13 protein-coding genes (1 of these 13 running past the window's edge) are annotated in these 12,594 nt (G+C 59.3%); 4 read left to right on the top strand and 9 right to left on the bottom strand.

Features of this window, described 5'->3' with window-relative positions; translation table 11 throughout:
• The 5 genes from ACSQ16_RS07955 to ACSQ16_RS07935 form a co-directional block, all read right to left on the bottom strand.
• On the bottom strand, positions 1-19 hold the 5' end (the start) of the coding sequence (locus ACSQ16_RS07955) for a DNA gyrase inhibitor YacG (protein ID WP_093928594.1). It extends 173 nt beyond the left edge of the window; only the first 19 of its 192 coding nucleotides appear in the window; it begins with the start codon at positions 17-19; the stop codon falls past the left edge of the window.
• Positions 16-1,050 carry a ribonuclease E/G gene (locus ACSQ16_RS07950; RefSeq protein ID WP_243261038.1) on the bottom strand — a complete coding sequence of 345 codons (1,035 nt, stop codon included), beginning with the start codon at positions 1,048-1,050 and terminating at the stop codon, positions 16-18. Before ACSQ16_RS07950 ends, ACSQ16_RS07955 begins: the two co-directional genes overlap by 4 nt.
• Positions 1,047-1,625 (bottom strand): Maf family protein, encoded by a 579-nt coding sequence (locus ACSQ16_RS07945; protein WP_243261039.1) that lies wholly within the window; start codon positions 1,623-1,625, stop codon positions 1,047-1,049. Before ACSQ16_RS07945 ends, ACSQ16_RS07950 begins: the two co-directional genes overlap by 4 nt.
• Positions 1,626-1,714: 89 nt before the next feature.
• Entirely contained in the window at positions 1,715-1,933 is a 219-nt protein-coding gene (gene infA / locus ACSQ16_RS07940; RefSeq protein ID WP_005978431.1) for a translation initiation factor IF-1, read from the bottom strand.
• 81 nt (positions 1,934-2,014) lie between these two features.
• Entirely contained in the window at positions 2,015-2,890 is an 876-nt protein-coding gene (locus ACSQ16_RS07935) for a carbon-nitrogen hydrolase family protein (protein ID WP_243261040.1), read from the bottom strand.
• Between the two features lie 191 nt (positions 2,891-3,081).
• On the opposite strand from ACSQ16_RS07935, the gene ACSQ16_RS07930 reads away from it, so the two are divergent.
• Complete coding sequence (locus tag ACSQ16_RS07930; RefSeq protein ID WP_243263197.1) at positions 3,082-4,065, top strand: LysR family transcriptional regulator; 984 nt, start codon at positions 3,082-3,084, stop codon at positions 4,063-4,065.
• Positions 4,066-4,071: 6 nt separating this feature from the next.
• Positions 4,072-4,770, top strand: coding sequence for an NAD-dependent deacylase (locus ACSQ16_RS07925; RefSeq protein ID WP_243261041.1), 699 nt, complete (start codon positions 4,072-4,074; stop codon positions 4,768-4,770).
• A 21-nt stretch (positions 4,771-4,791) separates the two neighbouring features.
• Here the strand turns inward: ACSQ16_RS07925 and ACSQ16_RS07920 are convergent, their stop codons facing one another.
• On the bottom strand, positions 4,792-6,405 hold the full coding sequence (locus ACSQ16_RS07920; RefSeq protein WP_243261042.1) for a BCCT family transporter: 1,614 nt from the start codon (positions 6,403-6,405) through the stop codon (positions 4,792-4,794).
• A gap of 257 nt (positions 6,406-6,662) precedes the next feature.
• On the bottom strand, positions 6,663-6,962 hold the full coding sequence (rpmB, locus tag ACSQ16_RS07915; protein WP_067268014.1) for a 50S ribosomal protein L28: 300 nt from the start codon (positions 6,960-6,962) through the stop codon (positions 6,663-6,665).
• 268 nt (positions 6,963-7,230) lie between these two features.
• Between rpmB and ACSQ16_RS07910 the strand changes: the two genes are divergently transcribed.
• A complete protein-coding gene (locus tag ACSQ16_RS07910; RefSeq protein WP_093928588.1) occupies positions 7,231-7,926 on the top strand; it encodes a CDP-alcohol phosphatidyltransferase family protein in 696 nt (231 codons plus the stop codon).
• 15 nt (positions 7,927-7,941) lie between these two features.
• Here the strand turns inward: ACSQ16_RS07910 and ACSQ16_RS07905 are convergent, their stop codons facing one another.
• Both ACSQ16_RS07905 and ileS read right to left on the bottom strand, forming a co-directional pair.
• On the bottom strand, positions 7,942-8,397 hold the full coding sequence (locus ACSQ16_RS07905) for a methylated-DNA--[protein]-cysteine S-methyltransferase (protein WP_093928587.1): 456 nt from the start codon (positions 8,395-8,397) through the stop codon (positions 7,942-7,944).
• Positions 8,398-8,543: 146 nt separating this feature from the next.
• Positions 8,544-11,468 (bottom strand): isoleucine--tRNA ligase, encoded by a 2,925-nt coding sequence (gene ileS / locus ACSQ16_RS07900; RefSeq protein WP_243261043.1) that lies wholly within the window; start codon positions 11,466-11,468, stop codon positions 8,544-8,546.
• A 373-nt stretch (positions 11,469-11,841) separates the two neighbouring features.
• Between ileS and ACSQ16_RS07895 the strand changes: the two genes are divergently transcribed.
• Complete coding sequence (locus tag ACSQ16_RS07895; protein ID WP_243261044.1) at positions 11,842-12,591, top strand: Crp/Fnr family transcriptional regulator; 750 nt, start codon at positions 11,842-11,844, stop codon at positions 12,589-12,591.
• Positions 12,592-12,594 lie beyond the last annotated feature (3 nt).

The following is a 12,594-nucleotide window of genomic DNA, read 5'->3' as shown; positions in this document are numbered from 1 at the left end:
TGCAGATCGGGCAGCTCATTCGCCACCCCCTGCAAGAACCTCCGCCAGCACCGGGCGGGCGCGTTTGCGCTGCAATTCGTAATGGCCCAGCGGTGTCCAACCGACCAGCGTCGTGTCCACATCATCGGCGCGGAAAGCGGCACGTAGCGCGCTTTCAAAGGTACGACGATCCTTCTTGGGCATGGGAGCGAGATCGAGGGTGATCTGCCCGCCAAGACCGCGCAGACGCAGAGCGCGGGGCAGAGCGCGGGCGCAGGCCATATTGGCCTTCACGCCAGCAGCGAGCGATGCATCACTTCCGGTGTTAACGTCCACAGCCACAAGCGCGCGGGTCGGCTCAACAAAGATCGACGCTCCGTTGCCAAGCGGCACTTGCGGCGAGGACAGGCGGTCAAGCTCTTCCAAAACACCATGGTCGCTGAAGCCCCCGGCCTCAGTCACGACCTCGGCAGGTGCGGTCCAGTCACGCCATGCCAACAGATGCGGGCCATCACCTTCGCTCAGCACTTCCATCTCCTGCCCGTCATCATTGGCGACGGTATCCGCAAGCGCCAGCATATTTGCGATATCCTCGGCAATATCGTCGGCATCGGCCCCGGCGCAGGAGGAGCGCAGGATCAGCCCCAGATCGGCCCCGCCTGCGGCTTCATGGGCGATTTCAAGCAGCCGGTCGCGCTCTTCCTCGTCTTTGATGGAGCGCGAGATGTTCAGCCCCGGTGCATCGGGCGTCACGATGGCATAGCGCGATTTGAACAGCAGCTTGTTGGTCACCGGGATCGCCTTGCCCGGCTCGGCATGGCCCGAGACCTGCACAAGGATCGTCTGACCGGGCGCGAGACCTTTGATCTGTCGCAGGAATGCCGCGCCGTCTGGGGTCTTGAGGAACATGCCCCCCTGCCCCTTCACCGGACGATCCGCAATGGCGCGGTAAACGGTGCCAACGCGCGGCGCGTCGCTGTCTACAAGAAAGTCATCGAGCTTGCCGTCCACCATGAGTGCAGCGGCTTCAACATCGCCAAGATGGTCGAGAATGATCGTTCGGCCCTTCATGCGGCACCTCCGTCAAATGGGTAGCCTGCCGCCTGAAGCAGGTTCGCAGCCTCGGCCAAAGGCAGGCCGACGATTGCAGTGAATGAGCCGCTGATCCATGGGATAAGCGCGCCAGCGGGGCCTTGGATCCCATAGCCACCCGCTTTGCCGCGCCAATCGCCGGTGGCGAGGTAGCGGCGGATTTCCGGCTCGGAGAGGGATTTCATCTTTACGGTGCTTTGCACATCACGTTGCCAAAGCTTTTCGCCGCGTATCACGGCGACGGCCGTTACGACCTTATGACGGCGGCCGGACATCAGCCGCAAGAACGCCTCTGCCTCGGCCTCATTCTCAGGCTTGCCCAAGATACGCCGCCCAAGCGCCACGGTGGTATCGGCGCAGAGCACGATATCATCCGTCTCAGCAGGCACAGCCGCGACCTTCTCACGGGCCATGCGGGCGCAATAGGGGCGCGGCAGTTCGGCCTTATGGGGGGTCTCATCAATGTCGGGGGCGCGGATGGCATCGGGGACCACACCGATCTGGGCCAAAAGCTCCAACCGGCGCGGTGATCCTGATCCGAGAATGAACTGCATCTTATAGGCCTCTTTGCCTGAGGCCGGCAGCCCGGTCGGGGCCGCGCACGGCCCCGCCTGCGCCGCGCAACGCGCGTACGCGGTGCCGCTTACTTGAAGCGATAGTTGATCCGACCCTTAGTCAAATCATAGGGTGTCATTTCCACCTGAACTTTGTCGCCAGCCAGAACACGGATGCGGTTTTTCCGCATCTTGCCTGCCGTATGCGCGATGATCTCATGGCCGTTTTCCAGCTCGACCCGAAACGTCGCGTTAGGCAGGAGTTCCTTCACGACACCGGGAAATTCGAGCGTATCTTCCTTGGCCATGGTCTCTCCTTGAGCACAAAACCCTCCAATTTGAGGGCGCAGGCTTAAATGGGCGCATTTTACTGCTTTTTCAAGAGGGATTCAGCGCAGCGTGACGTTTATCGCTGTTCCATCCCGCCCAAACTGGTCTTGCCAGTCGCGCCGATTGAGCACGATGCCATCTGCGCGGACCTCCGCAACCTGCGCCAAGTCGGCCTCTGCGACCGTCCAGCCGGGGGCGTTGACCTCTCGCACTGCCAAAATACCGGTGGGTGGGAAACCGCGGTCCGGCGGGCAGAAAATGCCACCAGCGCCAAAGGACTGCCCCAAAGCATCAGACCAATCCGCCGCACCAACGACTGAAGACATCGCCGTGATACACTGATTCTCAAGGGCGCGGGCCATGGAGCCGATGCGCACACGCCAATATCCCGCCAGCGTTTCCGTGACACTTGGCACGCAGATCACATCGCAATCGGCCAGCGCACGGCCCAGCAATGGAAATTCACTATCGTAGCAGATCAAAATGCCGATCTTGCCGATAGCCGTGTGAAAAACCTGCAGCGCGTTGCCGCCAATTACGCCCCAGTCTTCCCGTTCAAACCGGGTCATGATCTGCTTGTCCTGCACGCCCACCTGCCCCGAGGGCGTGATCAGCCGTGCCCGGTTCACCGGACGACTGTCGGTCGTGGCGGGGCCCGATCCTGCAACGATATGCACATTGTGTTCGGCGGCGAGTTGCAGATGAAGGCGATCTGCCTCTTCCAACTTGTCAGAAACGGAAAACAGCGAACGCTCTAGATCACCGGCCACCTCGGCGCCATCCAATGTGGCCAATTCCATCGCGGCGTATTCGGGAAATACCAACAGGTCCGCCCCCTGCACCGCCGCGTCGGCGACCCAATGGGCCAGTTTGTCCTCGTACTGCGCCCAAGAGCTTAGAACATCGAGCGGATAGGCGGCGGTAGCAATTTTCATGGGGGGCTCCGGAGGGTGCGTTTTCGGCGCAGTCTGCGCGGCTTTGACGGTGGCTTCAAGAGGTCGCCGTCGGATCAAATCGCAGGCTTCACTGTTTCCGCTTTCTAACATCTAAGCTGCCAGTTCATTGGGCAAACGCTTGACCTAAGGACTTCATGGTTTCACAAAACTCAAAAGAGATCGGACAGTCCATGCTGCACAAAGGCATCACTCTCAGAGGTATTGAAGTCTTCGAAGCGCTCGCGCGCACGGGGTCTGTAGCGCAGGCGGCTCATGCCACAGGGCTCAGCCAGCCTGCCGTCAGCCAGCAGATGCGCAATCTAGAGGCCGCCATAGGCGCAGAACTGGTTGATCACACGCGCCGCCCCATGCGGTTGACCCAAGCCGGGCAAATGTTCCTGCGCCGCGCCGGGCTCGCCCTGACCGAACTGCGCCAAGCACAAAGTGAAGTCACAGTGATGGATCTCGCGCATCTAGAGGCGCTGAACCTCGGAGTTATTGATGATTTCGATGACGATCTCACCCCACGCCTTGCAACGATCCTTGGCGACAGTCTGACCGGATGCCGCTTTCGCATGATTACGGCCGGCAGCAACGAATTGGCCGACGCGCTGCGTGACAAGAGCCTACATATGGCACTTTTTGCCCAGATCGAAGGCAAACTGGACGCGGTGGTGGAATATCCGTTGGCCCGCGATCCCTTCATCATCGTTACCCCAGAACAGACGCCGCATGCCCCCGCAGCCTTGCTCAGCGGCGACAGCGATCTGCCATTCCTGCGCTATGCCAAAGACCAGCTAATCGCGCGCCAGATTGACGCCCACCTTGCGGCTCAAAGCCATGACCTGCCCGCCCGGTTTGAGATCGGCAGCCATCTGGCGCTGATGGCCATGGTGGCGCGGGGGATCGGTTGGGCGATAACGACGCCCTTGGGCTACATGCGCGCCGCCCGTTTCCACGACCGGCTGGCCGCGCATCCCCTGCCCGCCCCGGTGCCGTCGCGCACCATTTCGCTGTTTGCCGGGGATGAATGGTCTGGCCCCGTCCCGCGCGACATCGCCCAAACCCTGCGGCAGTTGATGCAAACCCATATGATCGCCCCCGCCATTGCGCAGTTGCCGTGGTTGGCCGATGGATTCCATCTGCTTGAAGATTACAATCGGATCGGAGACTAATCAGCCATGACAAAAATCGTGATCCTTACCGGCGCAGGCATCTCAGCCGAAAGCGGGCTCGAGACCTTTCGCGCATCAGACGGGCTTTGGGCGCAGCACCGGGTCGAAGATGTTGCCACCCCCGAAGGTTTCGCCAGCAATCCGAAGCTTGTGATCGACTTCTACAATGCCCGCCGTGCGCAGGCGGCACAAGTTTCGCCAAACCCTGCGCACCAGGCTCTTGCGAAACTGGAAGCCGAGCTTGATGGCGAAGTGGTGGTGATCACTCAGAACGTGGATGACCTGCACGAACAGGGCGGCTCGCGAAAGGTTATGCATATGCATGGTGCTCTCAAAGGCGCGCTTTGTGCCGCCTGCGATCATCGCTGGCCCGCGCCGATGGTTATGGCGCCCGGCGATCCCTGCCCCGCATGCAATGCCCCCGCCGCCCGACCCGACATCGTTTGGTTCGGTGAGATGCCCTATGAGATGGACGCGCTTTTCGATCATCTGGCCGAGGCCGATATCCTTGCCGCCATTGGCACCTCGGGCAATGTCTACCCCGCCGCCGGTTTCGTCGCCGAGGCCCGCCGCGCCGGGGCGCATACGATTGAATTCAATCTAGAACGCTCTGCCGTGGGAAACCAATTTGAGGAACACCGCATTGGCGCAGCAAGTCAAACTGTCCCCGAATGGGTCGCAGAGGTTTTGCAGGCGCGCCGTTAAGCTCCGGCGCGCCGAAGTGGCTTAGCGAGGTTCGCTGCGCAGCCCTTTGTAGATGGTGTAACACATCACCAGCATCAGAATAGCAAAGGGAACCCCCGTTGCCGTGACCCCGGCCTGCAAGGCCGAGAGCCCGCCGCCGATCAGCAGCACGATGGCGATCAACCCCTCAACCACACACCAGAAGACCCGCTGTGGCACCGGAGCGTCAATCTTGCCGCCTGCGGTGATCGTATCTACCACCAGTGACCCCGAATCTGACGAGGTAACAAAGAATACCAGCGCCAAAAGGATCGCAATCGTCGATGCGGTCTTGGTGAAGGGCAGCTCATTAAGCATCCCAAACAGCGAAAGTTCTGGCGAGTAGCTGTCGATTACATTCGCTTTCACCAATGACGTCTCAGGATTTGTGAGGATCTGGTCGATTGCGATGCCGCCAAAGACACCCATCCAAATAAAGATGATCAGCGAGGGGATCAGCAGAACGCAGACGATGAACTCCCGCACCGTGCGCCCACGCGATACCCGCGCGATAAACATGCCGACAAAAGGCGCCCAAGAGATCCACCACGCCCAATAGAAGGCTGTCCAACCTTCGCGGTACGAATCGTCCTCACGACCGAATGGGTTGGAAAGTGGCACGATCTCTTGTGTGTAGGCGACCAGCCCGGTCCAGAACCCATCAAGCCCCACCAGCGTCGGGCCCACAAAGAGCACGAAGAAGAAGAACAGGATCGCCACCACCATGTTCACCTCTGACAGGACTTTCACTCCACCATCCAATCCCCGCCAAACCGAGACGAGCGCCACAGCAGTGACTAGAAGAATGATAATCACCTGCGCGTTGGTCGAAATCTCTAGCCCGAACGCAAAGTTAAAGCCTGCATTGGCCTGCTGCGCACCCAGCCCCAGCGACGTTGCCAGACCAAATAGCGTTGCGAACACGGCCAAGATATCAATGATATGCCCCGGCCACCCCCAAACGCGATCCCCCAGAATGGGATAGAAACACGACCGGATCGAAAATGGCAGCCCTTTGTTATAGGTAAACAGCGCCAAAGCCAGCGCCATGATCGCATAGACGGCCCAACCGTGCAGACCCCAATGATAAAAGGTTGCCGCAAGCCCCATAGCACGGGCCGCCTCGACATTCTCAGGTATGATGGAGCCGTCCTCAGCAATCGGCAATGGCACCCCTAAAGGGCTGGAAACATTCATGTGGTACACAGGCTCAAGCACGCCAAAGAATAACAGGCCGATGCCCATGCCCGCGGCAAAAAGCATCGCAAACCACGCGGGGTAGGAATACTCCGGCACGGCTTCTTTACCGCCCAATCTGACCTTTGAGATCGGCATAAAAATCAGGGTGATACAGAAGATCACAAAGATATTCACGATGATCATAAATAGCCAATCCAGCTTGCTGGTGGCAAAATCCCGCACTGCAAGGAAAAGCTCTCCTGCGTGGCTGGGAAAGATCATTGTCAGCAACACAAAGGCCACGGCAGTCAGCCCGGATACCATGAAAACCGGATTGTGAATGTCAAAGCCTAGAGGGCCAAGAGTGCCGTCAATATTGTCTTGGCCGACTTCGAAATCGGTTTCGATCTCGCCATTGTCGGGGGTGGGGTCAGTCATGAATTCTCCGATCTTGAATGCACTGTCTTAGCCCCGCTTTGGCAGGTCGCATGGCCAGAACACGAGTGTCAGAGGGTAAATTAGCTCCGTTTACCGATATTTCCCGAATAAAAACATCAATCTGTGAAAGGAATTTCAAAAGCCTGCGCCATTCGGCTCTTTGCTTAAACAGGGTCGGTATTAAAAAATGCCTAAGCCACAAACGAAAAAAGCCCCGATCCTTTCGGATCGAGGCTCATTCTGGTCTGTGTTAAGCCTTAGCTCAGCACATCAGCGGTCGCGCTGGATTTGGCGATCGCTTTTTTGATTTTCAGCGCGTTGTCGGACAGTTCGACGTCCTTGGCTTTCGCCAGGAACTTGTCCAGACCACCGCGGTGGTCAACGCTGCGCAGGGCTGCGGCAGAGATGCGCAGCTTGAACGCACGGCCCAATGCCTCGGACTGCAACGACACGTCGTTGAGGTTCGGCAAGAACCGACGGCGGGTGCGGTTGTTGGCGTGGCTTACATTGTTGCCCGTCATCGGGCCTTTTCCGGTCAATTCGCAACGGCGCGACATGGGTTCATCCTTTTGCTGTTGTGTCTGCCCAGCGATCCGGGAAACACATACGATAGGGGCCGCGCAGAGCCGACCCTGAATTGGTCCGCTGGCTTTAAGGGGAATCGCGGTAGCCGTCAACCCGAAGCGCAGGACTTGAGCGCTTTTCCTGTCAGACAGCTTGGCCCGTCAAGGTCACCCCAGCCCGCCCTGCCCGCGTTACGCTAGTTTTTGCCACCTGTGATAGAGTTTTCTTTGCATCCCCCTGATGGATTTGCGATGCAGACATATGACCATACAGATGCGCGCCCTCTTCGTTCACCTTTTCACTGCCACCGGCGCGGTGCTGGCGATGCTCGCCATGCTCGCCGCTGTGGAGGAAAAATGGGACTTGATGTTCCTTTGGCTGGTGATCGCCTTTTTTGTTGATGGCATCGACGGCCCATTGGCGCGCAGATACGATGTAAAGACCAACGCGCCGGAGTTTGACGGCGTCTTGATGGACCTCATCATCGACTACCTCACCTATGTCTTTATTCCGGCCTTCGCGCTGTTCACCTCGGGGCTGATGGATGGCTGGAGCGGTTGGGCGATGATCATTATCATCACCTTTGCCAGCGTCATGTATTTTTCCGACACACGCATGAAAACGAAGGACAATTCATTCAAAGGCTTCCCCGGTTGCTGGAACATGCTGGTGCTGGTGCTCTTTGCTTTGCAGCCCCAGTGGTGGGTCAGCCTAATCGTGGTCACGATCCTTGCCGCGGCGATGTTTCTGCCGATCAAGTTCGTGCACCCCGTCCGGACCGAACGCTGGCGCCCCGTGACATTGCCCATGGCGCTGGCATGGACCTTCTTCGCGGGCTGGTCGGCTTGGGTGAATTTTCACCCCGAAAGCTGGGCCCACTGGGGTCTGGTAATCACCTCAATCTACCTGATCTGCGCCGGTGCTGCGCAGCAGTTGATCCCCCTCGCCGAAGACTAAGACTGCTTTACGAGGTTAAATCAACAGCCCCGCCGCGCCCTCATGGCGCAGCAGCGCGACCTTGGTCTCGACCCCACCTGCCCCGCTAAAGCCAGTCAGGCCCTTCGCCCCCATTACCCGGTGGCATGGGATAATGACCGGGATCGGATTGCCGCCACAGGCCCCGCCCACCGCTTGCGCAGGCACGCCGAGGTCGCGGGCAATTTCGCCATAGGTGCGGGTATCGCCGAACGGAATCGCCAGAATCGCGGTGCAGACCTCGCGTTGGAAATCGCTCCCTTTGATGCGCAGTGGCAGGTCGAAGCTCTGGCGCTTACCTGTCGCATATTCGTTAAGCTGGCTCAGCGCGGTATCAAGCAGGTCCGAGCAGTCCTGCCGTGTCGCCTGCCCCCAGCCAAGCGCGGTGATTGCGCCGTCTTCTTCGGTCAAGGTCAGATCGCCGAAGGGCGTGGAGAGGGAGGCGTGTTTCATTGTCCCATTCTGGGCCAGAAACGACATTTACGAAAGAGCGCTAAGGGCGATGCCCGTGGTTCCCACGGGCGGGGCATTGGCGACCAGACAAAGAAAAACGGGCGCCGGTTATCCCGACGCCCGTTTTACCGTGCTCTTGGACCGCCTTAGGCTTCCGCTAACGCCTCACGCACCGCTTCATCACAGCGCCCGCAAACGCCGGGATGCTCATGCGTGCCGACATCCGGCAGCACCTTCCAGCAACGCTCGCATTTGGCGCCTTCGGCTTTCTCGAACACCACGGCGACGCCTTGCACCTCGGGCATGCGGAAAGCCTCAGCCAGAGCTGCATCGCCGGTTACGGTGATGTCAGAGGTGATGGCTACGTCTTCGAAAGACACGCTCTCCAACGCCTCGCGCTGCGCCGCGTCGTCGACATGCACAACGGGGGCCGCTTCGAGCGAGGCACCGATCACCTTCTCGGTCCGCTGCACTTCGAGCGCCGCGGTCACCACACGCCGCGCCGCGCGGACCTTGGACCATTTCGCCGCCAGCTCCGGGTTTAGCCAAGCCTCTGGCGTTTCGGGCATATCCACCAGATGCACGGAGGATTCCTCGCCCGGGAAACGCTCCAGCCAGACTTCCTCCATCGTGAAGACCAGCACAGGTGCAAGCCATGTGGTCAGACGGTGGAACAGGATATCCAGCACCGTGCGCGCGGCGCGGCGGCGCAGGGTATCGCCATCGCAATAGAGCGCATCCTTGCGGATATCGAAGTAGAACGCCGAGAGATCGACCGTCGCAAAGGTGAACACCGCCTGAAACACGCCCTGAAAATCAAAGCGCGCAAAGCCGTCGCGTACAACCTTGTCGAGTTCCGCCACCCGGTGCAGCACCCACCGCTCCAACTCGGGCATATCGGCGGGATCAACGCGGTCCGCCTCGCTGAAATCATTCAATGCGCCGAGCATATAGCGCATGGTGTTGCGCAGGCGGCGATAGCTGTCGGCCACACCTTTGAGGATCTCATCCCCGATGCGTTGGTCGGCGGTGTAATCGGTCTGCGCCACCCAGAGACGCAGGATATCCGCGCCATACTGCTGCACGATCTTCTCAGGCACGATGGTGTTGCCGATGGATTTGGACATCTTCATGCCCTTGGCGTCCAGCGTGAAACCGTGCGTAACCACGTTGCGGTAAGGCGCGCGGCCCGTGGTGCCGACGGATTGCAGCAGCGAGGAATGGAACCACCCGCGGTGCTGGTCGGTGCCTTCCATGTAAACGTCTGCGATGCCGTCCTCGGTCCCGTCTTCACGGTCGCGCAGGGTGAAGGCATGAGTCGAGCCGCTGTCGAACCAGACGTCGAGAATGTCAGTCACCTGATCGAATTCCGCCGGATCGACGATGCCCTCGAGGAAGCGTTCTTTCGCGCCTTCCGCATACCACGCATCCGCGCCTTCGGCCTCAAAGGCCTCAACGATGCGCTGATTGACCTCAGGATTGCGCAGCAGGAAGTTCTCATCCGTCGGAGCGACACCCTTGCGCACGAAACAGGTCAGCGGCACGCCCCAGGCGCGCTGGCGGCTGAGCACCCAGTCGGGCCGTGCCTCCATCATCGAATGCAGGCGATTGCGGCCCGATTTCGGCACCCAATTGACCTTGTCGATACAAGTGAGCGCGCGCTCGCGGATGGTCTTGCCGTTCTGGTCCAGTCCGTCGCCGACCACCTTGTCGATCGCTGCAAACCACTGCGGCGTATTGCGGTAGATCACCGGCGCCTTGGAGCGCCAGCTATGCGGGTAGCTGTGCTTGATCTTGCCACGCGCCAGCAGACCGCCGACCTCAACCAGCTTGTCGATGATGGCGCTGTTGGCGCTGCCCTCTTTGCCGTTCGGCTTGAGGATCGCTTTGCCGCCAAAGAACGGCAGATCGTCGCGGAAACGACCGTCTTCCATGACGTTATAGGTGATGACCTGCGGCAGCATGCCAAGGTCACGGTAGAGTTCGTATTCCTCGAGGCCATGGGAAGGTGCGCAATGCACGAAGCCCGTGCCCTCGTCCGAGGTGACGAAATCCGCCGCGCGGAAATCGCGCAGGTCGTCCCATTCGCCGTTCGCGCCCTCGGCCCCGGCGAGCGGGTGCTGAAGCTTAATCTTGGCTAAATCTTCCTGCGTGACATCGCAAAGACGGCGGTACATCCCCTCGTCCAGACGCGCGCGGGCAAATACATCCGCAGCCAGATCGTCAGCCAGCAGATAGCGGTCACCGATGCTGACCCAGCATTCCTCGGGTCGGCCGGTGATTTCATACAGACCATAAGAGATGCTCTCGCCGTAAACCACGGCCTTGTTCGAGGGCATGGTCCAAGGCGTGGTCGTCCAGATCACCACATTTGCCCCGTCGAGCGTCCGATCGCCGGTTTCGACGACCTTAAACTTCACCCAAACGGTGTGGCTTTCCTTATCGTGATACTCGACCTCCGCCTCGGCCAGCGCGGTCTTTTCGACCGGCGACCACATCACGGGTTTGGAGCCTTGATAAAGCGTCCCGTTCATCAGGAACTTCATGAATTCCTCGGCGATGACACGCTCGGCGTGGAAATCCATCGTCAGGTACGGATTTTCCCAGTTGCCGGTGATGCCTAGACGCTTGAACTCTTCGCGCTGTACATCGACCCAGCCACGCGCAAACTCGCGGCATTCGGCGCGAAATTCGTTGATCGGCACCTGATCCTTGTCGCGGCCCTTCTTGCGGTACTGCTCTTCGATCTTCCATTCGATCGGCAGTCCGTGGCAATCCCAGCCGGGGATATAGCGCGCATCATAGCCCATCATCTGGTGGCTCCGCACGATCATGTCCTTGATCGTCTTGTTCAGCGCGTGACCGATGTGCAGGTTCCCGTTGGCGTAGGGAGGGCCATCGTGCAGGGTGAAAGGCTCACGGCCCTCTTTCTCGCGCAGGCGGTCATAGACGCCGATTTTCTCCCAGCGTTCCAGCCAAGCGGGCTCGCGCTTGGGCAGTCCAGCGCGCATCGGGAAATCGGTTTTGGGCAGGTTCAACGTGGCTTTATAGTCGGGGGTCTCGGCGCACATGGGGGGCGTCCTTCGGCATTTGGGGTGTTGTACAATCTGGTTCGGTGCGAGCGGCTCAAACACCTCGGCCCGGCGTCTCAGTTGGTCAGAGCGCCGGGGATATAATTCGAATAATGATCGCGGTGAGGCGTGTCATAAGGCTGCTTATAAACAGCCCCCCCTGCCCCGACAAGCCCTGCCGAAAGAGGCGAGGATTGCCCCGAATACCGCATCAAACAGCACCTCACGCAAATCTTAACATTTTTTATGAATCCCGGCCTTCTCTTGAATTTTACGGTAAAAACAGCATCATACACTTTTCGTTATGCTTATGAGTGCGCGACCCCTTTGCTGAGGGCAGCCACGCAGTTTTAATGGGCGGAAAGGCCTACATGTGACCACCGAACAGCCCCTATATCATGATATGACCGTTAAACCCTCTGGCATGGTGGATCACCTAAGTGATGCGCAGTGGGCCAAGCTCGCGCCGCTTTTGGTCCAGCATAAGCATTATGCACCCGGAAACGTGGTTAGTCGCCGGGGTGATCTTTTGAACCACAGTCTTTTGCTGCTTGATGGTTTGATTGCCCGAAGCGTGCCTCGCGGCCAGCGTGCGCGGAGCACCTTCGTTGCCCTGCAATTTCCGGGCGAGTTCGTCGACCTACATGCCTTTCCACTAAAGCGGTTGGATCATGATGTCGTATCGCTGACCGATACGCGTGTGGCTACGGTGTCTCATGACACGCTGCACGAATTGCTCAACGGCGATGTAGAACTGGCCCGGAAGCTTTGGCTTATGACCTTGGTGGATGCCTCAATTCACCGCCATTGGGTTATGCGTAACAGTGCCATGCGCGCATTGGCGCGCGTTGCGAATTTCCTATGCGAGTTTGATGCCCGGATGACCGCCGCCTACGGTGTGGAACGTCAAAGCCTGCCCTTCAGCCTGCGCCAAACTGACATTGCCGATGCCACCGGCCTCACCTCGGTTCACGTCAGCCGCACACTGCGCGAGCTACGCGAACATGGTTGCTGCTCTGTGACGGGAGGGAAGCTTTTGATCCACGACCGTAACGGCTTGCACAAAGTCGGTATGTTTGAGGCGGCATATCTTTACATGCCGGAACCCGAGGCGGTGATTTAAATC

Source organism: Sulfitobacter sp. SH24 (assembly GCF_965641895.1).
GTDB lineage: Bacteria > Pseudomonadota > Alphaproteobacteria > Rhodobacterales > Rhodobacteraceae > Sulfitobacter > Sulfitobacter dubius.
This window is presented reverse-complemented; position numbering and strand designations above follow the sequence as displayed.